General features: G+C 60.8%; 22 protein-coding genes and 2 pseudogenes. 8 read left to right on the forward strand and 16 right to left on the reverse strand.

Features of this window, described 5'->3' with window-relative positions; all coding sequences use genetic code 11:
* Positions 1-8 precede the first annotated feature (8 nt).
* A complete protein-coding gene (gene helR / locus AC6I99_RS05905; RefSeq protein WP_497945958.1) occupies positions 9-2,204 on the reverse strand; it encodes an RNA polymerase recycling motor ATPase HelR in 2,196 nt (731 codons plus the stop codon).
* 268 nt (positions 2,205-2,472) lie between these two features.
* Between helR and AC6I99_RS05910 the strand changes: the two genes are divergently transcribed.
* From AC6I99_RS05910 to AC6I99_RS05920, 3 genes are read left to right on the forward strand one after another with little or no spacing between them, the layout of a single operon-like run.
* Positions 2,473-3,465, forward strand: a complete 993-nt coding sequence (locus tag AC6I99_RS05910; protein WP_497945956.1) for an NADP-dependent oxidoreductase — start codon at positions 2,473-2,475, stop codon at positions 3,463-3,465.
* Between the two features lie 28 nt (positions 3,466-3,493).
* Positions 3,494-4,339, forward strand: a complete 846-nt coding sequence (locus AC6I99_RS05915; protein WP_497945954.1) for an alpha/beta fold hydrolase — start codon at positions 3,494-3,496, stop codon at positions 4,337-4,339.
* 27 nt (positions 4,340-4,366) lie between these two features.
* Positions 4,367-4,975, forward strand: a complete 609-nt coding sequence (locus AC6I99_RS05920; RefSeq protein WP_497945953.1) for a TetR/AcrR family transcriptional regulator — start codon at positions 4,367-4,369, stop codon at positions 4,973-4,975.
* A gap of 18 nt (positions 4,976-4,993) precedes the next feature.
* Here AC6I99_RS05920 and AC6I99_RS05925 read toward each other — a convergent pair whose 3' ends face one another.
* Positions 4,994-5,401, reverse strand: a complete 408-nt coding sequence (locus AC6I99_RS05925) for a hypothetical protein (RefSeq protein WP_497945952.1) — start codon at positions 5,399-5,401, stop codon at positions 4,994-4,996.
* A gap of 234 nt (positions 5,402-5,635) precedes the next feature.
* Here AC6I99_RS05925 and AC6I99_RS05930 point away from each other — a divergent pair, with 234 nt between their 5' ends.
* The 3 genes from AC6I99_RS05930 to AC6I99_RS05940 all read left to right on the forward strand — a co-directional run bounded on the left by AC6I99_RS05930 (position 5,636) and on the right by AC6I99_RS05940 (position 7,384).
* Complete coding sequence (locus AC6I99_RS05930; RefSeq protein WP_497945950.1) at positions 5,636-6,100, forward strand: hypothetical protein; 465 nt, start codon at positions 5,636-5,638, stop codon at positions 6,098-6,100.
* Between the two features lie 210 nt (positions 6,101-6,310).
* Positions 6,311-6,937, forward strand: a complete 627-nt coding sequence (locus AC6I99_RS05935; RefSeq protein ID WP_497945947.1) for a DUF305 domain-containing protein — start codon at positions 6,311-6,313, stop codon at positions 6,935-6,937.
* 174 nt (positions 6,938-7,111) lie between these two features.
* Positions 7,112-7,384 carry a hypothetical protein gene (locus AC6I99_RS05940; protein WP_497945945.1) on the forward strand — a complete coding sequence of 91 codons (273 nt, stop codon included), beginning with the start codon at positions 7,112-7,114 and terminating at the stop codon, positions 7,382-7,384.
* A gap of 28 nt (positions 7,385-7,412) precedes the next feature.
* On the opposite strand, the gene AC6I99_RS05945 is transcribed toward AC6I99_RS05940, so the two are convergent.
* The 13 genes and pseudogenes from AC6I99_RS05945 to AC6I99_RS06005 form a co-directional block, all read right to left on the reverse strand.
* Entirely contained in the window at positions 7,413-7,778 is a 366-nt protein-coding gene (locus AC6I99_RS05945) for a hypothetical protein (RefSeq protein ID WP_497945944.1), read from the reverse strand.
* Positions 7,779-7,833: 55 nt separating this feature from the next.
* Complete coding sequence (locus tag AC6I99_RS05950; RefSeq protein WP_497945941.1) at positions 7,834-8,241, reverse strand: SRPBCC family protein; 408 nt, start codon at positions 8,239-8,241, stop codon at positions 7,834-7,836.
* Positions 8,238-8,552, reverse strand: coding sequence for an ArsR/SmtB family transcription factor (locus AC6I99_RS05955; protein WP_224166700.1), 315 nt, complete (start codon positions 8,550-8,552; stop codon positions 8,238-8,240). The genes AC6I99_RS05950 and AC6I99_RS05955 overlap by 4 nt, the downstream gene beginning before the upstream one ends.
* 71 nt (positions 8,553-8,623) lie before the next feature.
* Entirely contained in the window at positions 8,624-8,809 is a 186-nt protein-coding gene (locus AC6I99_RS05960; RefSeq protein WP_497945938.1) for a hypothetical protein, read from the reverse strand.
* Between the two features lie 321 nt (positions 8,810-9,130).
* Positions 9,131-9,534 (reverse strand): annotated as a pseudogene (locus tag AC6I99_RS05965) (transposase); the annotation flags it as partial.
* A gap of 52 nt (positions 9,535-9,586) precedes the next feature.
* Positions 9,587-9,715, reverse strand: a pseudogene (locus AC6I99_RS05970) (IS110 family transposase); the annotation flags it as partial.
* Positions 9,716-10,125: 410 nt separating this feature from the next.
* A complete protein-coding gene (locus tag AC6I99_RS05975) occupies positions 10,126-11,136 on the reverse strand; it encodes an SIS domain-containing protein (RefSeq protein ID WP_497945935.1) in 1,011 nt (336 codons plus the stop codon).
* Between the two features lie 32 nt (positions 11,137-11,168).
* Entirely contained in the window at positions 11,169-11,945 is a 777-nt protein-coding gene (locus AC6I99_RS05980; protein WP_309927228.1) for an ATP-binding cassette domain-containing protein, read from the reverse strand.
* Positions 11,946-11,954: 9 nt separating this feature from the next.
* The gene (locus tag AC6I99_RS05985; RefSeq protein ID WP_309927230.1) at positions 11,955-13,172 is read right to left on the reverse strand and encodes an alanine racemase; all 1,218 of its coding nucleotides are present in this window, start codon (positions 13,170-13,172) and stop codon (positions 11,955-11,957) included.
* A 12-nt stretch (positions 13,173-13,184) separates the two neighbouring features.
* Complete coding sequence (locus AC6I99_RS05990) at positions 13,185-14,159, reverse strand: ABC transporter permease (protein ID WP_309927232.1); 975 nt, start codon at positions 14,157-14,159, stop codon at positions 13,185-13,187.
* Complete coding sequence (locus tag AC6I99_RS05995) at positions 14,156-15,142, reverse strand: ROK family protein (RefSeq protein ID WP_309927234.1); 987 nt, start codon at positions 15,140-15,142, stop codon at positions 14,156-14,158. The genes AC6I99_RS05990 and AC6I99_RS05995 overlap by 4 nt, the downstream gene beginning before the upstream one ends.
* Positions 15,139-16,215 (reverse strand): phosphotriesterase family protein, encoded by a 1,077-nt coding sequence (locus AC6I99_RS06000; protein ID WP_309927236.1) that lies wholly within the window; start codon positions 16,213-16,215, stop codon positions 15,139-15,141. The genes AC6I99_RS05995 and AC6I99_RS06000 overlap by 4 nt, the downstream gene beginning before the upstream one ends.
* 129 nt (positions 16,216-16,344) lie before the next feature.
* Positions 16,345-17,484, reverse strand: coding sequence for a substrate-binding domain-containing protein (locus AC6I99_RS06005; protein ID WP_309927238.1), 1,140 nt, complete (start codon positions 17,482-17,484; stop codon positions 16,345-16,347).
* Positions 17,485-17,727: 243 nt separating this feature from the next.
* Between AC6I99_RS06005 and AC6I99_RS06010 the strand changes: the two genes are divergently transcribed.
* Complete coding sequence (locus tag AC6I99_RS06010) at positions 17,728-18,936, forward strand: ROK family transcriptional regulator (protein ID WP_309927240.1); 1,209 nt, start codon at positions 17,728-17,730, stop codon at positions 18,934-18,936.
* 593 nt (positions 18,937-19,529) lie between these two features.
* Here the strand turns inward: AC6I99_RS06010 and AC6I99_RS06015 are convergent.
* The gene (locus tag AC6I99_RS06015) at positions 19,530-20,207 is read right to left on the reverse strand and encodes an IS30 family transposase (protein WP_497945927.1); all 678 of its coding nucleotides are present in this window, start codon (positions 20,205-20,207) and stop codon (positions 19,530-19,532) included.
* Positions 20,208-20,453: 246 nt separating this feature from the next.
* Here AC6I99_RS06015 and AC6I99_RS06020 point away from each other — a divergent pair, with 246 nt between their 5' ends.
* Positions 20,454-21,788, forward strand: coding sequence for a hypothetical protein (locus AC6I99_RS06020; protein WP_497945925.1), 1,335 nt, complete (start codon positions 20,454-20,456; stop codon positions 21,786-21,788).
* Positions 21,789-21,810 lie beyond the last annotated feature (22 nt).

Here is a 21,810-nt window from a genome sequence, read left to right on the forward strand (position 1 = left end):
CGCGTTCCTCAATGATTGGTCAGGGCCGACCCGGCAGTGGTGAGAATGATCAGCTGCTGGGTGGCCCTGGTCATCGCGACGTAGCGGTCTACGGCTCCTTCGATGCCTGTGCCGAAATCCTCTGGATCGATCAGGACCACGAGGTCGAACTCCAGTCCCTTCACTAGTTCCGGCGCCAGCCAACGCAGGCGCGCCGACGCTGGGAGCGAGCCGCGTCCGACGTCGTTCTTGCTGATGACGCAAGCGATTCCTTCGGCGTGCGCATCAAGCCATGTGGTGAGGATCGAGTCCAGCTCTGCAGCGGATCCGTGGATGACAGGGAGGTCGCTGCTTCGGATGGATGTGGGGACGTTGGCGTCGGGTAGGGCGGCCTTGATGACAGGTTCGGCCTCGGCCATGACTTCCTCGGGCGTGCGGTAGTTGATGCTGAGATGCGTCAGGTTCACGTTGGTCAACCCGACGCGCTCCAGGCGTTCCTGCCAGGACTCAGTGAATCCGTGCCTGGCCTGCGCGCGGTCACCGACAATGGTGAAGCTCCGGGACGGGCAGCGTTGCAGGAGCATCTGCCACTGGGCGTCGGTCAGTTCCTGGGCCTCGTCCACCACCACATGGGCGAACGGGCCGGCGAGCTGGTCCGGGTCCACGATCAATACTGACTCGTCCATGAGCTTCTCCTGCATGTCCTCGCCGCGCAGCATGGACATGACCAGCATTTCGGAATCGTCAGCGGCTACGAGGTCTTCCACAACGCGATCCATGAGTTCACGTTCGGCGGCGGCCTCGGCCTTCTGTCGACGCCTTCGTTTGGATGCTTCAGGATCGCCCAGCCGTTGCCGGGCTGCGTCCAAGAGGGGCAAGTCCGACACAGTCCAGGCGTTCGGATCGGCCCGCTGAAGCCTTCCCGCGTCCTCAGTACTGAGCCAAGGGGCGCACAGACGCAGGTACGCCGGCACCCGCCAAAGATCGGCCACGAGATCCGTGTAATGAAGCAGCGGCCACGCCCGGCTGAACGCTTCCACCAGATCCGGATTCCGGGCGAAGGACCGCCGAAGCAAGTCCTCCGGAACCTCGTCCGTATCGAACTTGTCCACCAAAATGGTGAGCAGTTCCTCCCAGACTTCCTCGCGCGCCTCATTGTGGGGAGTGCCTGGTGCTGGCACGTCGAAGGCCTCGGCCCAGTCGTCTGCGCTGAGCCAGACGTCGGCCCAGGGCGTCTCGACTTCCAGGCCCTCCTTCGGCGGTGACTCGTAGAACCTCACGGCCGGCTCGATCGCCTTCACCAGGTCCGCCGAGGATTTCAGACGGGCAACTTCGTCGTCGGCTTCAAGGGCAGCATCGGCTCCCTCAGGCACGAGGTCGCGCAGGGTGCAGGTCTGCACGCCCTCCTCACCAAGGCTGGGAAGGACATCGGCAACGTACGCCAGGAAGGGCCGGTGGGGGCCGACGAACAGGACGCCGCCCCTGCGGTGACCGAGCCGGGGGTCCGAGTAGAGGAGATAGGCCGCGCGGTGCAAAGCGACCACAGTCTTACCTGTACCGGGACCGCCGTCGACCACCAAAGCACCCCGGGAAGATGCGCGGATGATGGCGTCCTGGTCCGCCTGGATAGTGCCGAGCACGTCCCGCATCCGTGCCGAGCGGCTGCTGCCCAGGCTGGCGATGAAGGCTGAAAGGTCCTCAAGCGCAGCGGTGCCGCCGGGCAATTCCGCCGAGGCCGGGTCTTCCGTGAACGCCTCGTCCCAGTAGTCAGTAACCCGGCCACGGGTCCAGCGATAACGACGGCGGGCCGCCAGACCCATCGGGTTGGCGTGGGTGGCTCCAAAGAAAGGCTCGGCGGCGGGCGAACGCCAATCGATCAGCAGCCTGCGGCCGTCACTGTCCGTGAGGCCGAGTCGTCCAATGTAAAGGGGCTCCGCGTTGTCCTTGCTGACGATCCGGCCAAGGCAAAGGTCCAGGCCGAAACGACGCAGTGCACGCAGCCGACCGGTCAGCCGACGGGTTTCAACGTCCTTCTCCACGGCCTCCTGGCCGAAGCGGCTTGGGGCTTTGCGTATGGCATCGAGCTGATCGGATAGCTCGGAGATGGTCTGCTCAAGGCTTTCAGCGATGGCTGCGAAATGCTGCTCATCGGCAGCGATCAGGGCTGGATCTGCTTTGGGTGCGAGGTGCTCGGGAAGGTTGAACGCGCTGGTTGTGAGGGGCACGTTGTCAGCTCCTTTCTGGGCTGATGACGCCGGAACCGCGCGTCTGAAACAGCGCGTACTCCCGGCGTCGGCTCTCAATTTTGCAGCAACCCCTGGGCCTTGCGGCAAGCCCCCCAGTGCCGTATAGATTGAAAGTGAGGAGACACAACGTGTCTCCTTTTTTCGTGCCTTTTGCTGGGCTGTTTAGGGGTCTCGGCCTTCTCTTGACTTAAGAACTGAGTAAGCTCAGAATTGAGTCAACTCAGTTATTTAGTCAGGAGCACCCCCCATGAGAGCCTTCGTCCTCAAAAAGTACAAAGAACCCCTGCAGGAAGTTGACGTTCCGGAGCCGTTGGTTGGGGAGCATGACGTGCTGGTCCAGGTGAAGGCAGCCGGTCTGAACCAGTTGGACGAGAAGATCCGCCAGGGGGAGTTCAAGCAAGTTCTCCCGTACAGGCTGCCCCTGATCCTAGGCAATGACCTCGCCGGCGTGGTGGTCAGTGTTGGTGCGAAAGTCCGGTCCTTCAAGCCGGGCGATGAGGTGTTCGCCCGCCCGGACAAGGATCGCATCGGCACCTTTGCCGAACGGATCGCTGTGGCCGAGACGGACCTTGCCATCAAACCGGCGTCGATCAGTATGGACGAGGCGGGATCCCTTCCACTGGTGGCCTTGACCGCCTGGCAGGCGCTCGTTGAACGCGGCAAAGTTGGCCCGGGCCAGAAGGTCCTGGTCCATGCGGGGGCCGGGGGAGTGGGCTCCATCGCGATCCAGCTGGCCAAGTACCTTGGGGCCACCGTTGCTACAACGGTCAGCGCCGCAAACGCGGACTTTGTCCGCGAGCTCGGGGCCGACGTCGTCATTGATTACCGGACGGAGGACTTCGCGGAAATCCTCCATGGCTACGATCTCGTTCTGGATAGCCTCGGCGGTGAGAATCTGGAGCGGTCGCTGAAGGTCCTCAAACCGGGCGGTAAGGCCATCGGCATCTCAGGCCCGCCGGATCCCGGCTTTGCCCAGGAGCTCGGAGCAAACGCCGTGATGAAGGGCGCTGTCGCGCTCATTAGTGCCGGCATCCGGCGTAAGGCCCGTCGTCTCGGCGTTACCTACGAGTTCCTCTTCATGAGCGCCAACGGCAGCCAGCTGCGCGAGATTGCCGCGCTGATCGACGCCGGGGAAATCCGCCCCGTGGTGGGCCGCGTAGTTCCGTTTGACCAGACGCCGGACGTCCTTGCGGAGCTGGACAAGGGCGGCGTCCGTGGCAAAACAGTCGTCAGGCACTAAGTAAATCCACTAGTCAGGAACAAACATCATGAGCAATGTCATCACCGCCTACAAGGACGCACCGGTCAGCACTGTTACGGCCGGCGGCGTCACCTACAGTTACCGTGAGCTGGGCCCGAAGGGTGGAATTCCCGTCGTCTTCCTGGTCCACCTCGCTGCCACGATGGACAACTGGGATCCGCGCATCATCGACCCCATCGCCCGGAAGCACCACGTGATCACCTTCAGCAACCGCGGTGTCGGTGCCACAACCGGCAACGTTCCGGGCACCATAGAGGAGATGGCGGAAGACGCCGCGACCTTCATCAAGGCGCTCGGGCATCAGAAAGTCGACCTCTTTGGATTCTCGCTCGGGGGCATGATTGCCCAAGCTTTGGTGCTCAAATACCCGGAGCTGGTGCGCAAGCTTGTTCTTGCCGGCACTGGTCCTGCAGGTGGGAAGGACATCGACAAGGTGGCCCGCGTAACCTACTACGACGTCCTGCGAGCAACACTGACCCGGCAGGACCCCAAGGAATTCCTGTTCTTCAACCGCAATGCTGCAGGCAAGCCCGCCGCGAGGGCATTTATCCAGCGACTCAACGAGCGCACCGCCAACCGGGACGCACCCATCAAGACCAAAGCCTTTCAGACGCAGCTGAAGGCCATCAAGAAGTGGGGCCGCACGGAACCGGCCAACCTGGGCGCGATCACCCAGCCGACCCTCATCGCCAACGGCGACAACGACCGCATGGTTCCGTCCCGACTCTCCGACGATATGCACCTCCGGATTCCGGGCAGTGAACTGGTCATCTACCCGGATTCAGGGCATGGCGGCATCTTCCAGTACCACCAGGAGTTCGTGCCCGTCGCCCTCGAATTCCTGGGCCGATGATCCAGCAACCGCTGATACGGTATTTGAATGCAGGCTGTGCCCCAGACCCTTGGCCGACGCGAGCGGAATAAGCAGGAGAAACTTGACCGCATCACCGCTGCGGCCCGCGAGCTCTTCACCCAGTACGGCGTAGACGAGGTCACCACCCAGCAAGTGGCTGAAAAGGCCGACGTCGGATCGGGAACCTTGTTCTTGTACGCCAGGACGAAGGCGGAGCTGCTTCTCCTTGTCCACAACGTCAAATACGCTGAAGCGCTCAACTCGGGCGTCGCCGCCGCGGAACAGGAAGAAGCTGTCCTTGACGGGATCATGGCGATCATTCGACCCATTATTAAATGCAACCGGGTCCAGATCGAGAACGGCCGGACCTACCTGAAAGAGATCGTCTTCGGCGATCCCAGCGAACCGCATCACGCTGAGGCACTTGCCCTGACTATTCGCACGGAAGCTGCCATCGCAGAGGTGTTGCGGCGGGATGAGCAATTGACGGCCCGGGACCCAGCGAAAATTGCCAGGGTCATCTCGGCGATCATGTTCGTCAGCATGAGCTCCTCCGCCAATAGCGGTCTCACGGACGAGCAGGTCGGAGATGAGATCCGCGATCAGATCAACGTGGTTTTGGCCGCAGGGAGCTAGCGGCCGCAGACGCAGTCTCTAGTGGGAGTGCCCGTGCCCGTGGTGGTCGTGGGCGCCTTCGGTCGTCATTCCCGTAGCCGCGGCAAGATGGTTCCAGCCGGCGTCGCTCAGTGCGTGGTAGGCGATATGGAGTTCCTTGGCAGGCTCGCCAACGGAGGCCGTGTCGCGCCTTTCAAGGACAGCGATCAGCTCGTCTGCCGCATGGGTGAACCGGCTGGCAGCGGCCTGCAGATCCGGCGGCCAAGTGATCGCTGCGACGGCGATGTGTGCGTTGCGGATCAACGCAGCCCAGTTCCGGTCGATCTTTGGGTCAGGGCCGGTGAGGGTGGTTGCGATCCCGTGGAATCCGACGTTGTCGATATAAGTCAGTGACGCCAGCAACCCGGCCGGTGTCACCGGCTGTGCGCCTGCATCTGATGGGTCCATGGCAGCCTCCAACGGGTCCTTCCTCCAAGGATGCCTTCAATGCTTCACCTGCTCAAGGGCATCGGCGCGGCCTGTTTGGGAGATGCAAACGAGTCCTTCCAAGAAGCCGACGCCGATCACACCTTGCGCAGGTTGGGGTGCCAGTTGACGGGTAGGCTGAAACCGACCATCGTTGACCGTCATCATCGTTGACGCGGCACATCGTTGACCCGGCACGCGCAAGGAAGGACTGTTGTGGAACCACGCCCGACCATAACCAGGTTCTTCCTCAGAGCAGGCCTTCTGGCCGCGGTCCTGGCATTGATCGCCGGACTGTTGGGCATGCACGTCATGGTCGGCCCCCACTCCCTGCACACCGCCGTCATCACCACTGCGCCGGACACAGCCGCTACGGCCGTCCCAGCCCCTGGCGATGCCGCAAAGCACACCGGCCATGCGGGCGCGTCGCAGTCTGTGAGCGGAGACACCGGAATGGCGCCGCTGGCGCTGTGTTCCTGCTCCGGGAACTGCTCATCTGCGCATGTGGCGGGCGGTTCCTGCATCCCTTCAGTCGGGCCCGGCGGTCTGGCTGCGCCGGTTCGGGACAGCACAACCACAGCGCCGTCCACCTTCCAGATCCAGGCCCATCCTTCCGGCACACTGTGGTCTTACCAGCCCGGAAGTCCTTCACCGGGTGAATTGTCGATCAGCAGAACATAATCGGTCGCCCGCGCCGAGATCAGCGCCGCGCCAAAATCAGCGCCGCGCCAAGATCAGCGCGCCCGGATGACTGGGCTGCCCGAATACTTGGGCAGCGGCTCTCTTCTGCTGCCCCAGGCAGTGCCACTGCCCAGCGGCTTCTGCTGGGCATCGCCAGAACCTTTCCGAGTGGACGCATCGACGCCCACCCCTCCTTGTGAAGGACCACTTATGAACACCCAAAAACTCTTGCCCCTGTCCGCAGTTGCCCTCGCGGCGGCCTTGGCCCTTGCCGGTTGCAGTACCGGCACCCCGGGTTCGACCGGGACCTCCATGCCGGGGATGGATCACGGCTCCATGGGCTCCTCCAGCCCCGCTGCGTCAACGTCATCGCAAGCTGCGGGAGACCACAACGGAGCGGATGTGATGTTTGCCCAGATGATGATTCCCCACCATGCGCAGGCCGTGGAAATGAGTGACATGATCCTGGCCAAACAGGGCATCCCCAATGAAGTCAGCGCCCTCGCCACCCGCATTAAGGACGCCCAGGGACCGGAGATCGAGAAAATGACTTCCTGGTTGTCCGGCTGGAACCAGTCGACGCAGATGCCCGGCGGCCACAGCATGGAAGGCATGATGGGCGCCGATGACATGGCGAAACTCCAAGCAGCCCAAGGTGTCGACGCCGCAAAGCTGTTCCTAACCCAGATGATCGCCCATCACAAGGGTGCGGTGGTGATGGCCCAAACTGAAACCAGCAGCGGTCAAAATGCCGATGCGGTGCAACTGGCCAAAGACATCGTGACCGCGCAGGAAGCTGAAATCAAGGAGATGCAGCAACTGCTGACCACCCTCTAAGCAAGGCTCTGGCTGTCGGCCCGAACAGGGCCGGCAGCCCCTTGCAGCCTTGCTCCTCTACCGCAACCACGGTTCGGACGTCGTGAAAATGCCTAGATAACAATGTCCAAGTCACCAGCCCGCATATCGCATCGCGGCCTTCCGGACGGCAGGTAAATGTGAAATCTTCAGACCATGACCGACGATGATTTGACCGAGCTTCGGGCCCAGGCAGACCAGGGCAGCCAGGACGCCATTGACCAGCTTGTGGAACTGGCCGCTGAGCGCGGCGACCTTGAGGAGCTGCGTCGTTTTGCCGCGCGGGGGAGTACCGACGCCGTGGACCTCCTCATTGAGCTTGCCTCAGAACGTGGCGATGTGGAGGAACTTCGACGCCTCGCCGACGGTGGAAGCCGGACAGCAGCCGAGGTCCTCGCGGAACTCGAAGAAGAATACGGCACGGAATGAGAGCCCTTGGCGTCAGACTTGCCTGGGGCTACGGCCGAGGCAATTTGCGGTCAACGAGGTATGCGGAGAACACGAGGACGCTCAATCCCACGAGTACCGCACCGTAGTAGAAGAGGACGCCGGGAAACCCGAAGTGCACCTCTAGCACCCCGCTGAGAAACAGCTGCGCGGCGATGCCGACCAGAATGAAAACTGCGGCGATGCGTCCAATCTTCGTGCCCTTGGACAGGCCGGTGCCGCGGGGAAAGCCCGCCACGAAGTCAGACACACTGAACTGATCGCCCAGGCTCAGTCTCTTTTCATTGGCTTCCTTGAGGAGTCCGGGAATCATGCTTTCAGCGACTCCCCGTCGCCTCAATGCGTAAACAAGATCTTGTTGTGTGCTGGTTTCCATCGACTTACTCCATTCCGGCGTGATGCGGTTAGACAACATCCTTGGTGCACGCGCCCTAACTAACGCTGGCCAGGACTTGGTCGATGCGCGCCAGGAGACCCGGCCAGCCGTTGCCCATACCTTCAATAGCTTGCCGCCCCATAGGGCTGTCCAGGTTGAAGCCGGCGTGCTCGAAGTGAAAGATGGTGCCGGTTTCGGTGGCTTCCAAGGCCCAGGTGATGGTGGTGTCCAGAACGCCCTCTGCGAAGACGAACGTGATGGAGGTGCCGGGTTCGACGGCGGTGACTTCGCATTGCTGCTGGCCCCAGCCACCCATGTCCATCGTGAAGCGGTGGCCCATCACGGGTGCGATGTCGCCGGCAGCCCACCAGCGGGCGAGCAGTTCCGGGGTTGTCAGGGCAGCCCACACTGCCTCTTTGGCGTGCGGGAACGTGCGCTCGAGTTTGATGGCATTTTCGGTCATGGAGTGTTTTCCTCATCCAGTAGTTCGGCCAGGGCGTCGAGCCGCTGGTTCCAATATTGCTCGTAGTTCTTCAGCCAGTTGCTGGCTTCTCGCAGGCCCTGGGCCTCAAGGTGGTAGATCCTGTGCCGGCCTTGCCGTTCCTCGCGGATCAGGCCAGCTTCCCGCAGGACCGCCAAATGCTCTGACGCCGTAGATCGACTGAGGTCCAGGCGGCCCGTGAGATCGCCCGCCGTCAAGGGACCCTCACGGAGGCTATCGAGGATGGTGCGCCGCGAAGGGTTCGCGAGGGCGCCGAAGACGTCGGGTAGCACCCGATGATGATATGTCGGAAATTTCCGAAATGACAATCCGGGCTGGACTTGCCGGGCCAAAGATAGGGAGATCAGACCAGAGCCGTCATGATGTTCCAGCCTTCGCCGATCTGTTTCCGGGGTTCCAGATGGCGGCTTCCAATGCCGGGATAGAGCCAGAGGATGCCGTTCGTATCCCGGGCAATGATCTGCGAGTATCCCTCGCAATTGTTCTCGAAGTTGCCGGTGGCGATGATTGCTGGGCGGTTTCTAACCAACGTCGCAACAGATCTGAGACGAAACTAGCAGCCACGAGATGGTTCGAATGCCAGTTCGACAGGCCTGCCATGCCTGGCGGGTAAGAGACCCGCATCAATAAGCGTGTGGTTCTACATCTTGGTCGCAACACCAATGTTGAATTAGGTAGGGAAACCGGTGTTTACGCTTCTGGTCCAGCCGGACAGTTCGTGCCGATGACAAAGACCGTATTCCTGCCGTTTTCGGTTTGGGTCTTCAGGGTTTCAGTCAGTTTCATCTCCGAAATCGGGGTTGGTTGCTCACCGTCTGCTCCGGAGGGCTTGGTTACTGCTCCGATGCGGTCAATAACCGCATTGGCAGGAACTGATGGGGGTGTCCCTCTGTTTTTCGTCAAGCGGTCTGGGCGGTTTTTCTTCGTAGAGGGTGCCGTGTTTGAGCATTGAGAAGATGACGTCGCAGCGGCGGCGGGCCAGGCAGATGACCGCGGCGTTGTGTTTCTTTCCCTGGGCCCGTTTCTTTCGTAGTAGTCCTTGGACGCCGGGTGGTGGCAGCTGGCGATCCAGGCGGATCTGAAGGGCACGTTCTTGAGCTGTTTGTTGCCGGGACGGGCAGGGAATTCCCCGCGGATCGAGGTGCCTGAACGCCGTGTGACGGGTGCGATGCCTGCGTAGGCTGCAAGGCGGCCGGCGGAGGCGAAGGTGCTTGCGTCGCCGATGCTCAGGAGTACGGTTGCGGCGGTCTTGATGGTCAACGATCACCAGCACCCTGCCGTGTTGCTGCAGGCGGGTGAACAACTCACGGAGCGTGGTCTCGTCCTGCGGCAAGGGCTTGTCGAAAATCCGCTCGCCCGAGCGGTCCAGGGCGGTCGCGTGATGTTCGGATTTCCCAACGTCCAGCCCGCAGAAAACAGCGAATTCCTCGTCCATACGCGCCCCTTCGCGTCCTCTGGCCGCAGTCACGACACCCGATGCTGGCACCCACGTTACAAAGAGACCTCTCCCTCAAAAAGGGCCGGCCCTGTCCCTATCAGCAGTCAACGCTTGTCTCCGGATCCGGCGACAACACCCCCCGGATCATCAGTGACAGGGCAAGAAAGTCATACCGGGTCCAGCGACCAAATCCCCGGCTCTCGGGGACTCAATAAATGTAACGGGGGGAGTTGCCGGCGCTGCTGCGCATCCAGCCAATGTAGTCGTTGTTATAAGTGCCGCTGCAAGGAAAACTTTGTTGAGGGCTTTCAATAAGTGAGATCCTTCGATGGTCGGACGAACGCTGTTCGGCGTGATCGCGGCAGGCGGAGGCCTGCCGCGACCGGCATGGGAATCCTGGTAAGTGGCTATACCGTTTTAGTGACTTTCTTCAGCCCTGCGGGCCGATCGGGGTCTATGCCGCGTGCAAGGGCCAGTTTCAGGGCCAGTTGCTGGAGTGGGATGATTTCGATGAGAGGAATGAGAGCGGGATCGATTCGCTTGGAAGCGTTGCCCGCGGGGGTTTCAAGATCGATGACGGTGCCGCCCAAGGCGCGTGAGGCCTGCATGAAGCTATGTACGGATTCGCGTCCGCCTGGAGATGCTGTTAGGGCTATTACCGGCGTGCCTGGCACGACCTGGCCCATCGGTCCATGGGTAGCATCGGCTGCACTCCAGCCTGATGCTGCAATGGAGTTGGTCTCCATAAGCTTGAGTGCACCCTCTTTCGCCGTGGCCATTGAGTAGCCACGGCCAACGATGAGGATCCTCTCGGCGTTGGCGATGACTTCTGTGAACTCCTCCGCGGGGCCTCGGTAGTCGGCTATGACGCCTGCAGCTACTTCTGCTGCTGCTTCTACCTTGTGGGCGATCTCCGCCCAGATGCCCCCACCGGCAAGGCTCAACGTCAAAAACAAGGTGAGCAGTTCGGCGGTGTAAGTTTTGGTGGCGGCGACCGATAGCTCAGGGCCAGCGCTCAGGCAAACATGAACATCAGCCAGGTCAGCGAGAGAACTGCCATTGCTGTTGGTCAATGCGATAACTGGGACGCCGTTGTTTTTCGCTGCGGTGACGGTATGCAGCAAGTCCGGTGATTCGCCGGATTGCGACACCGCTATGACCACCGAGTTGGGATACCGCAGCTGGGTTCCAAAAGCAGTCACGGTGCTTGGAGTTGAAAGCATAGCGGGGATTTTCAGAAGGTTGTGCGCTAGATATTGACCGTACATGGCGGCATGGTCGCTGGATCCGCGAGCAACGAATACCAGCAGTTCCGGTTGGGAGCGGCGCAGAAGCGCTGCTGCTGCGGTGATGTTGTTCTGCTGGTGGTCAATAAGATCCAGCCAGCGTGCAGGTTGCTCTGCGATTTCGGAGCGCATGTGTGCGCCGGGTTGCAGTCTGTCTCCAGTGATCACGATGCCAGCCCGGTGATCATGGCGACAAGCTCGTTGTGTGACGTATCTGCCAGTGTCCGCGTGGCCACCTGGGTTCCGCGCCGCAGGACTGTGACACGGTCAGCGATCCGGAAGACCTGGTCCATGTTGTGGCTCACGATGAGCACAGCGGCGCCGCGGGCCTTCAGTTTGAGGATTACCTCTTCGACTTTGGCCGTTTCGGCCACCCCGAGGGCCGCTGTGGGTTCGTCCATCAGCACCAGTCCGCTGGCCCAATGGGTGGCCCGGCAGATGGCTACGCCCTGGCGCTGGCCGCCGGAGAGATCACTCAGCGTCGCTTTCGCTGATGGAATACGGACATCGAGTGTGTCCACGAGCTCCTGGGTTTGCCTGGCCATGGCCTTGCGGTCCAGAAGCCGCAGGGGGCCCTTCGTCAGTTCCCGTCCAAGGAACATGTTCATGTAAACAGGCTGGTCCTCGACCAATGCAAGGTCCTGGTACACAACTTCGACGCCTTTAGCCCGTGCGTCGGAGGCGTCACGGAAGCTGACCTGCTCGCCGTTCAGCCATATCTCGCCCTCGGTGGGCTGATAAAGGCCTGAGATGATCTTGACGAGGGTGGATTTGCCCGCGCCGTTGTCGCCGACCAAGGCGACGATTTCGCCGGCCTGGACTTCCAGGTCGAAGGTCTTGATGGCCACGACACCGCCGAAGCTTTTATGGATGCCTTTCAAACGCAATGGCGGGGTGGATGTAGGAACAGTGGTTTCCGCTGCTGACGGCGTGAGTGTCATTGTGGTGTCCTATTCTGTGGGGGTCATAGCCGAGGCAAGGGTCAAGGGGGCGGAGCCGTCTGCGGCCCATACACCTTCGACGTGGGGTTTTCCGGCGGAGATTCCCGAGATGGCTGCGGTCAGTGCGCGGGTCACGAAGACCTGCGGCCGGAAACCGAAGATGACGGTGTCTCCTTCGGCGATATGTTTGTCAGCCGTCGGGATGGTGGCGTAGTAGTCGATGGCTTCCGCTGCGGGCATGTCGACGGGAAGCGCTGGCGCTGCGCTGACGTCGTCTCCGCGGCCGACAACGAGCGCCGGGGTGGTGCTCTTCCCCAGCACGGGGTCAACGTAGAAGCCTCCGCCAAAAACGTAAGCTTTGTTGTTCCACAGATGCGAGACTTCGGTGACGTAGGCGATGGCAGGTTCTTCGACGAGGTCCGTCACAGCGTGCAGGGGTGTTGTGCCGGTAAGACCATGACCTGGTTCGACCTGCGTTGCCCCGTCCCGCGCCAGGCCCTCCAAGACAGACACGGAGGTTGTCCCCGGGGCGTTGATCTGAAACCCAACCCGACCGGAGGCGGTCAGGAGCTTGGCGGCCCTCATCAGGGTTCCCCGGTTTGGTGTGGGCATGGCCGTGCCGGTGTCCGGGTCAAACAAGGTTGCCGGGAAGGTCGTAATGCCTCCGAAGCGAACGCCCGGAATCGAATCGATGAGGTCTGCAGCCGCCACAATTTGTTCTAGGGCGAAGCCGCCTTCGTGGCCGGTGTAGAACCTGTCACCGGGTGCCGCTACCCGCAGTAGAACGTCCTGCGTACGGCCGCGTTTGAGGGCCGCAGCACCAGCTTCCCGGGCCTTGGCTTCACTGAAGACGGTCCAGTACAAAGGTTCCAGGGAAGCGGCCTGGTCCGCCTCGTGCCGTGGAATCTGCACGAGGTGTCCGAGGTGCCCGATACGCAGGCCTCCGCTGGCGGCGGCAATGGCGCATTGAAGATCAACACCGACAGCATGCGTCAACCCCACCCGGACCAGGGCACGGGAGACGTCGGGATTCCTCCCGATCTGTTTGGTCATGGCGAAAGCTGTGAGTCCCAGCCGGGCTGCTTCGGAGGCGAAGGCCTTGGCATTGCGTTCCACGGCGTCGAGGTCGATGGCGTAGCAGTTTACGGGCAGCTCGCCAGCTGCATGAAGTTGGGCGACTGCACGGAGAAATTCCGGGTTGCGTCGTCGTAACAGGTCAAGGAACATCTGTCAGCCTTTCTAGCTCTTTTTGCCGCGCAGGGAGAAGGACACAGCGATGAGGATGATGATGCCGCGGACGATCATCTGTTGGGAGACGTTCAATCCGGCGAGGATGAGTCCGTTATTGATCATGCTCATGAGGAGGCTTCCGATCAGGGCACCAACTACGGTGGCCTTGCCCCCGAAGAGACTGGTGCCGCCTACAATGACAGCTGCGATTACCGTCATTAGATCGGTTTCGCCGAGTGTGTAGCGGGCACCGTGGAGGCGTCCGGCGTAGAGAAGGCCTGCGAGGGCTGCAGTCATGGCGCTACCTACGAAGACCATCATTCGTACGCGGTTGACCTTGATGCCGCTGACCCGCGCGGCTGAGGCGCTGTTGCCGACGGCAAGTACATGCGCCCCGTATCGGCGTTGCCTCAGCAGGTGCCAGCCCACCAGAACGGCTGCAGCCGTCCACCACAGCATGATGGGGAGCCCCAGAAGGTCACCGCCGCCAAAAAGCCAGACAAAGGCCTTATCGGTGACCGGGACGGACTGGAGGTCAGTGAGCTGACGGGCCAGTCCTGCCAGAAGGCCCATGCTCGCAAGGGTAACCAGGAAGGATGGCAGCCTGATGACGGTGACAAAGAAGCCGTTGACCAGACCGACTGCCAGGCCGATCGCCAGTCCCGCCAGCGCAGCAATCCACCATTGTCCGGTGCCCTGAAGTACTACCGCTGTCGTGAGTGCAGAAAGGGCAACTGTCGATCCGACGGACAGGTCGATTTCTCCTGTTCCGAGGACGAAAACCATGCCGATCGCCATGACTGTGATGGGCGCAGCCTGGATCACGATATTGAACAGATTCGTTGAGTTGAGGAAGACGCTGCTCTGGGTCACTGCGAAGAACAGGAACACGATGGCGAAGCCGATGTAGACAACGTAGTTGTTCCACGCCACCCCCTTGACCTGATCCAGTAGTTTGGGTTTTTCGAGAGTTGGGATGCTCATCTTGCTTGTCCTTTCTGGGTAGTGTCCGGCCATGAGGCGCCGACACGTACGGGCACGGTAGAGGCCGTGCCTCCGGCTTGGAGGGCGAGTTGGAGGGCTCCGGCCAGTGGTGCCCGTTGTCCGAGTTCGCTTGTGTAGATGTTGAGGGAAGATCCATGGCGCTGCAGCCAAGTCCTGATGAAAGGCAACAACTCTTTCCTGCCGCCGATACCGCCTCCGATGACAAAGATCTCCGGATCGAGAACGGCATTGACCGCCACCAAGGCTGCTGCCAGCCAGCGGCTTTCGGTATCAAGGGCTTCGATGGCTGCCGCGTCGCCCTTTGTGGCAAGGGCGAATATTTCCGGGGTTGTAAGACGTCGGCCTGATGCTGCGAAATAGCGGGCGTCGAGACGGTCTCCGGCTACGACCTCCTCAAGCGGACCGCGAACATGGTTTTCCGGGGCGAGGGCGTCCGTTCCCATGGGTAGGTAGCCGATTTCCCCGGCCGCTCCGCTGGATCCCCTCACGAGCCGTCCATCTGCTATAATCCCCATCCCGATTCCGGTTCCGACTGAGACGAACACAAAGTCGGAATGACCCCTTCCGACTCCATAGTGGAGTTCCCCCAAGGCAGAGATGTTGACGTCGTTTTCCAAGACCACTGGATGTTTCAACCGCTCGGAAAGGGCCGGGCCGAGGGAGACGTTGCTCAGTGCCGAAAGATTCGGCGCTTGGGACAGGTGATTCCCTTCGCTGTCCGGTACGCCGGCGGCGCCAATCCCGGTCGCCAGGATCTGATCTGATGTGGCGCCAATGTCGGCGCAAAGTTCCTCCGCGAGCCTGGCAATCTGTTCCACAACGTCAATGCCACCGGCGCTGGTAGGCGTTCTTCTTTCCGCCAGGATCATTCCGCTGGAGTCGGCGATGCCGGCGCTGAGCTTCGTTCCGCCCAGGTCGACTCCGAGGACGTACCCGGGGTGCAAGTAAGTCGGGGCGCTCATGCGCTCTGTCCTTGAGTCAGAACCCGCAAGGGGTTTGCGCGCAGTATCTGATCCGCGTCCGTGGCAGAGAGCCCGTGTTCCATGGCCATGGGGATGAAGACAGCGCCCAGATAGTTGTATCCCCACTCACCATGAGTGGAGGGGTTCAAGTAAACCTCAGCACCCGTAAGGTCCTGGGAAAGGAAGATTTGTCCTGCATATCCGCGCGAGGTGAGCTTTGCGAGGTTCGCTGCTCTGTTGGCGTCGCCGCGGTAGTAGGCGCGCTTGGTGAATTCGCCTTCGTGCGGCTGCGCTGGCCCGGGTTCCAGAACGAAATCCCAAAATTCTTTGCCGATGGTGTCGAAGGCTATGTTGACTCCGGTGTCGAGGACGCGTAGTAGGTAGTCGAATTCGGGCTGGATGTCCATGTGCCCAATCACGACGCGGCTAAGGTCGGCGCCCTCCTCCTGAAGGATGGAGAGCTGTTCAAGGGCCATGGTCCCGTGAGTGGTGTGGGTTGTGAGAGCCACTCCGGTGGATTTGTGAGCCCGTGCTGCTGCTCGAAGACACTTCTCTTCGTGGGCTGTGATTTCGTTGAGCCCTGTGGCTTGCTCACCGAGGATGCCCGCCTTGACCGTTGTTGAACCGATGCCGGAGGTTACGTCCAGAATGAACCGCTCCGTCATTTCATTAACCGATGCTGCGGTGGTCCACTCTGGGCTGTAGGGCTCCAGATACACGGAGCTGCCGGCCACGATGTGGACCCCGGACTGCTTCGAGATCTCCTGCAGGATCGGCAGATTCTCACCGAAAGCGGACCTGCCCACGACGCTGTAAGGACTCAAATCAACGATTGTGTCGAATCCCAGCCTGCTCAGGCCGCTAAGGGCCCGGACTCCGTGGGCGACCTGATCACTGCAGTAGCTCTCGTCTGTGGGTTCGACAACCAACGCACGGGGATCGGCAAGCGTTTCTGGACGCCCACCGGAAAGCCAGGGCCCCGGGACCAGGGAGGTCAGATGTTCATGGTGGAGAATTTTGCCAAGATGGCCCGGGTCCACTGGCCCCAGCACGGTCTGCACAAATTGTGGCAAGTACGTTTCCTTCAGGAGGGTGCCCAGCGGGCACGGTTATCGAGAGGGTGGCAGGTGGTTCAGGAGCGTTCCTGCCCACCCGCCTGGTGCCAACAGCCGCTTAGCTGGTCGCGGTGCTGGCGAAAGAATTTACTTACCGGTGACGCTTTGCGGAGGCTCGACGCCGTAGTCGTCCTTCCATCCCTGGACAAGGTTGTCTTTGGTGACCTTGGTCGGCGTCGTGGCAACAAGCGCGGGGGCAGTCTTGCCCAGCACACCGTAGGCTGATGCAGTCGCCAGGCCCTTACCGAGGGAAATCGAGCTGTTTCCAACGAGTCCCACGGCGTTACCATCTCGCGCCATGTCCGCTGCGAGGGTTGCATCCAGGTCGTTGGTTACGACTTTGACGTCGGAACGACCGGCGTCCCGAAGAGCGGCGAGCACGCCTTGGGCAGCGGTGGCCCACGGGACATAGATGCCCTTGATGTTCGGGTTGCGAGCGATCATGGCTGCAGCAAGCTCTTGAGTTTTGGCTTCATCAGTGAACCCCACCTCAGCGACGATCTTTTCGCCCGGGTAGAGGAACTGGGTCCAGGACTTGAACGCTTTGTCGCGCTGGTTCGTGAACCAGAAATCAGCATCGTGATACATGTAGCCGATGTCGCCCTCACCACCCAGCGCATCCCCCAGGATCGTGGCGTTCATTTTCCCTGCGTCAGTAAGGGATTCAGTCACAATCGATACAAACTCGTTACCTGCGTGGTAGTTGGCCGGCGGTGTCGTCATAACAACGAGCTTTGTGCCCTTGTCCACGGCTGGTTTGAAGGTTGCTTCGGCAGAGACCGGATCGACGGCAATGGTCACGATGATGTCGGGTTTGAGAGCCAACACCGTTTGCAGGTTGTTCGCCTGGGTTGCAGCGTCGAAGTTGGCCTGTGTGCTGGCTACGACGTCGATGCCCAAGGCCGTGAACTCTTCCCGGGCGCCCTTTTCGACAGCAGAGACGAACTCAGACGAGGTGTGCCACACGAACGCAGCTTTGAACTTGCCGCTCTTGACCTTGGCTTTCTCATCGTCCGTCAGCACCAGATCCGTGATCTTGCCTGGCTTTTCACCATTGGGACCTGCAAACTCCAGGCTCGGCTCGGAGACCTGGGCGGCCGTGCTGGAGGAGTCACTTGGTGAACCGCCCTGGGCCGAGCACCCGGATAGAGTCAGCGCCAATGCGGACAGTCCAACAGCGAGCCAGCGTACGCCCTGGGCGCGTGCCGTAAACCTTGAAGATTTCATGAAGTTCCAGACCTTCCTTGAGCTTTGTCGTAGGGAAGCCGGCCGTCCAGTTGCCGGCTCCCGCCAACAGCATTGGGACGGAAGCGTCCTCGACTTGATACACATCAGTTTGATTTCAAGCTGCAATCAAAGTCAATGGTTAGGGTCAAAAAATTTCAAAAACGGCCCACGTTGGCCCGTTTTTGGAGGGCGTCCGGTATCTTTGGCTTCAAGATGATTTGAATTCCGGAAGGAGTTGGCTGCGTGCAGAGTCCCAAAGCCACGAACCGAAGCGCGGTACTTGCCGAAGTGCTCAGGGCTGCCCCGGCCAGTCGAAAGCAAGTCGCCGAGGCGACAGGTATCTCCTCGGCCACGGTCACCCGCGTGGTGGATCAACTCCTAGCCGAGGGCGTCCTACGTGAGGGATCGGAAATAGTCTCGGAAAACAGGGGCCGACGGGCAGTGCTGCTGGATCTGGTGGCAGACCGATCCTATGTGCTTGGCATCGACCTCGGCGCCTCGAACACCCGCTTCATCCTCGCCGACCTCAATGCCAGACCAGTTCTCGTCTGCGAAGTCCAAACACCATCAGACCTGGACACACTCAGACTGGCAGACTGGCTCGCCGGTGAGGTGCGCAGCGCCTGCGGAAAAAAGTGGCCACTGGTGGATTCCATTTGCATGGGACTTCCGGGTGCTGTCAGCCGCGTTGATGGCTCTGTCTCCAACGCGACCCATTTGCCCCAAGTCGACGGGACCGTGTTCCTCGAAGCATTTGAGGGCACGGTACAACTGAAATTACTAACTGACAACGATGCGAACCTGGCTCTGCTAGGGGAACAACGCTTTGGTGCTGCCCGCACGTCACCCACCGCAGCCATGCTGACCCTGGGGACGGGCCTTGGTGCCGGGCTCGCGATCGATGGCAACGTCCTCAAGGGTTCCCACGGACTCATCGGCGAGTTCGGTCAGCTGCCCATTGGCCCACTTGGCGGGAGACTCGAACATATGGTCACCGGCCCCGGCATATTGCAGCGTGCACACGAAGCCGGACTGCCGCTGAACACACCAGCTGACCTATTCGCCGAAAACGCCGGGCACCTCCATTCCCTGCGCGCACACTTTGACCACGCGCTTATGATCGTCCTCACCGCGATTTCGGTGTCGTGTGACCCTGAGACTATTGTCCTTGGAGGCGGAATTGCGAAGTCGCTGACTACCAGTCTTAGCCGATACCAAGCCACCTTGGAGCGAAACCTTCGCGTCTCTCCCACGCTCGTTCCAGCTGAGCTTGGAGACTTTTCGGGGGCAGCAGGAGCCGTCGTTTCTAGCCTGCGTGCCATCTACGCCGACTTGGGAATTCAGCCGGAATTTCTCGCCGATCTGCCGGCAACCCAGGCCCTGACGCCGAGCAGCATAGGCAAAGCCCGTATGATTTCACCTCAAAAAAACGTTCATCTTGGTTCGATATAGGCCAGGGTCAGTGAACCCGCACTCTTGTCTTTGCTGAGTCCGTTCAGCGAGGACTCGTTGAACTCTTCCGCCCATGGGTGCCCGGCTGTGCTGGGCGTAAGCTGGCGCCCCAGCTCACGCCTTATCCGCATCGACAAAACGTAGAGCGGCCGACGCAACTGCCCGTCAACCCGCAGTAGGCCGCTCCCGCGGCTTGTTCGCCTTAAGAGAGGACTAGTGCACGGTTTGCAGTCCTCTTACTTTGTTGTCGACTCTTCTTTGCGGCACGGCTCATACTGCCCAGCGGGAAGTCTGGGGAGTACCTGGTGCGGGGTAAAATTCGTAAGACCGCTGCTTGGCATGCCCAGGACTATTTTCGGGGCATTTGCTTTCGGTATGAAGCCGTCGCGGGACCAAGTTCAGCCAGTGATTATCGGGCGGCATCAGTCGCCGCCGTGCGGTGGAATCTGAAACAGTCCGTTGCGCTGGACCAATCGAGAACTGCCCGCGGCCGGCTGTTGATCTGATCGGCGGCGAAATCGACCTCCTCCGGCCCTACGGCGCTCAGGTCCTCTCCCTTTTGGAAATACTGGCGGAGCAATCCGTTCGTATTCTCATTCAATGCACGTTTTCTCATTCAATGCACGTTGCCATGGGCTGGCTGGATCACAGAAGTACACCTGGATCCCCAACGCCGAGGTCACTTCTGCATGCTTGGCCATCTCGGACCCACGGTCCCATGTCAGCGTCCTCCGCATGCTTGCCGGCAAAGCCGCAAGAGCCTCGATGAGTTGGTCCCGCATGTTCTCTGATCGACTTTCCGGCCGGAGCGTGAACGCGATCAAAAAGCGTGATGTACGTTCTACCAACGTGACAATCGCTGATCTATTGGCCTTGCCCATGATGAGATCGCCCTCCCAGTGGCCGACCTCCTCCCGCCCGGCAATATGAGCCGGACGATCCCCGATCTTCAGGGCATCCGTGATGTATTGGCGCGACTTCACTTTCGTTCTCGATCGGGGCCGTCGACTGAACTTTCCGGAACGCAACAGTCGAGCCGAGCCTGACGGCATGGGACGAATACTCAGGACCATCTTGAACCGGGGCTTCTTCCAGCCGCCAAGGCCGTCACCGGGATACACCCAGAGATCGCCTGCTGTGTCACGGGCAAGAACGTCGTGAAAGTAGCTCGTATTGATGCTGACGTAATCCCAGTTGTTGTTGGGGACGTTCAAAGCCCGCGTCGCTTGCGCAGGAACCACTGCGAGCCCCAGGAAAAAGGCCGCAACCATGGCCGCAGCTGTACCAAGGAAAAGTCCGTGTCGGCGGCTTCCAACCCGTCGCGATAAACGAGTTATGCGCCGTGCACTTGTAGTCGACCCTGATCGGAACATCACTGTTACCCCCATTAGCAACATAGCCATCACGCGATGGACCGGAGCCTAGCCGGATCGCCGAAGTTTTGTTAGGGGCTGGCGGAAAGCCCTGTCATCCTAGAGACATTCAGGTTTCACCGGTCGGGACGGAATCGAGGAGCTATGAAGCGGGTTCGCTACTTCACAGCGGCAGCAGCGGTTGCCGTCCTGCTACTCACCGGATGCACGGCCACAGCGGACCCCAGCTCACCGCCGTCGGGCGCGTCAGCAACCCCTACGGGCGCTGCCTCATCGACAGGCTCGCCATCCGCAACGCCTCCGGCGGCGCTGGCAAAGCTCGCCAGGATTCCCTGGGACGGTGGACCTGATTTTTACAAGAAGTTCAGCAAGGCCGACGCCGCAGGGTGGGATGACCCGGGCTTCTTCCCCATCGGAGTCTGGTACGCATCCGCGAACGGCGAGCAGATGCAGTTCGACAAAGCTCATGGCATCAACTTCTACGTCCAATTCAACCCTGACACTGACTATTCGCTGTTCGACCAGCACGGCATGTTCTCGCTGATGAAAACGAAAAACGCACCCGATAACTGGGCCCAGCTCCCGGGCAACTACGTCGACGACGAGGTAGATGGCCGGTTCGGTTGGGATGAGGGCGTCGTGCACATGAACCAGACCATCAAAGAGTTGAAGGCCAAGGAGGAGGGTCGGTTTACCTACGCCAACTGGACTCCGTCCCTCATCAGCTACGACGCGCCCATGGACATCACCAAGCGGTACTGGGAGACCGTGGACGTGTCCTCGACGTCCAACTATTACTACGCAGGTGCCTGCCGCGATTGGCGGCTGCGCACACCGCAGGGATACAACCCGACGACGACGGCCACCTGCCAGACGTCGTCCGCGTACGCGAAAGCCATGCAGGTCATGCAGGAGGTCAACGCAGCGAGGGGTGTGTACTCGCCCATCTGGATGGTCCCGACCGTGCTTAGCCCGGAAGGGGAGCACGACCTGTCCGACCAGATGACGCCGGACAGGGTGAAGGCGCAGGTGTGGGCGATGCTCATCCACGAGTCGCGCGGCATTGTGTGGTTTACCCAGTCGCCCGGCGGTGGGTCCGATAACCCGTGCATGTCGGGGGATGCGCTCGCCGATGTCCGCATCCACAACACCGCCTGCTCCCGGGACCAAGTGCAGGCCATGGGTGAGATCAACGCAGAAGTGAAGGCCCTGGCACCCGTTCTGAACACGCAAAGCTATGTATGGAACTTTGGCGACGGGTTGGACACCATGCTGAAAAGCTACAACGGGGACGCCTACATTTTCGCGATGACGCAGGACGCGCTGACCGGGCAGCGGACCTTCACCCTGCCAACGGGTGTCACTCCCAAGACGGTTGAGGTTGTGAACGAGAACCGCACCATCGCCGTGAAAGACGGGAAGTTCACGGATGATTTTCCCGTTGAATCCACGCATCACGTCTACAAGGTGAGGCTGTAGGGGCGCTGCGCCCGGCCTGTTC

This window comes from Arthrobacter sp. TmtSoilC77 (genome assembly GCF_059739415.1).

What these genes read in the sequence shown, in the direction of transcription:
- AC6I99_RS05910 (WP_497945956.1), top strand. Translation starts at nt 2,473, where the DNA reads ATGAGAGCCTTCGTCCTCAAAAAGTACAAAGAACCCCTGCAGGAAGTT.
- AC6I99_RS05915 (WP_497945954.1), top strand. Translation starts at nt 3,494, where the DNA reads ATGAGCAATGTCATCACCGCCTACAAGGACGCACCGGTCAGCACTGTT.
- AC6I99_RS05920 (WP_497945953.1), top strand. Translation starts at nt 4,367, where the DNA reads ATGCAGGCTGTGCCCCAGACCCTTGGCCGACGCGAGCGGAATAAGCAG.
- AC6I99_RS05925 (WP_497945952.1), bottom strand. Translation starts at nt 5,401, where the DNA reads ATGGACCCATCAGATGCAGGCGCACAGCCGGTGACACCGGCCGGGTTG.
- AC6I99_RS05935 (WP_497945947.1), top strand. Translation starts at nt 6,311, where the DNA reads ATGAACACCCAAAAACTCTTGCCCCTGTCCGCAGTTGCCCTCGCGGCG.
- AC6I99_RS05940 (WP_497945945.1), top strand. Translation starts at nt 7,112, where the DNA reads ATGACCGACGATGATTTGACCGAGCTTCGGGCCCAGGCAGACCAGGGC.
- AC6I99_RS05945 (WP_497945944.1), bottom strand. Translation starts at nt 7,778, where the DNA reads ATGGAAACCAGCACACAACAAGATCTTGTTTACGCATTGAGGCGACGG.
- AC6I99_RS05950 (WP_497945941.1), bottom strand. Translation starts at nt 8,241, where the DNA reads ATGACCGAAAATGCCATCAAACTCGAGCGCACGTTCCCGCACGCCAAA.
- AC6I99_RS05975 (WP_497945935.1), bottom strand. Translation starts at nt 11,136, where the DNA reads ATGCGCTCCGAAATCGCAGAGCAACCTGCACGCTGGCTGGATCTTATT.
- AC6I99_RS05980 (WP_309927228.1), bottom strand. Translation starts at nt 11,945, where the DNA reads ATGACACTCACGCCGTCAGCAGCGGAAACCACTGTTCCTACATCCACC.
- AC6I99_RS05985 (WP_309927230.1), bottom strand. Translation starts at nt 13,172, where the DNA reads ATGTTCCTTGACCTGTTACGACGACGCAACCCGGAATTTCTCCGTGCA.
- AC6I99_RS05990 (WP_309927232.1), bottom strand. Translation starts at nt 14,159, where the DNA reads ATGAGCATCCCAACTCTCGAAAAACCCAAACTACTGGATCAGGTCAAG.
- AC6I99_RS05995 (WP_309927234.1), bottom strand. Translation starts at nt 15,142, where the DNA reads ATGAGCGCCCCGACTTACTTGCACCCCGGGTACGTCCTCGGAGTCGAC.
- AC6I99_RS06005 (WP_309927238.1), bottom strand. Translation starts at nt 17,484, where the DNA reads ATGAAATCTTCAAGGTTTACGGCACGCGCCCAGGGCGTACGCTGGCTC.
- AC6I99_RS06015 (WP_497945927.1), bottom strand. Translation starts at nt 20,207, where the DNA reads ATGGTTGCGGCCTTTTTCCTGGGGCTCGCAGTGGTTCCTGCGCAAGCG.
- AC6I99_RS06020 (WP_497945925.1), top strand. Translation starts at nt 20,454, where the DNA reads ATGAAGCGGGTTCGCTACTTCACAGCGGCAGCAGCGGTTGCCGTCCTG.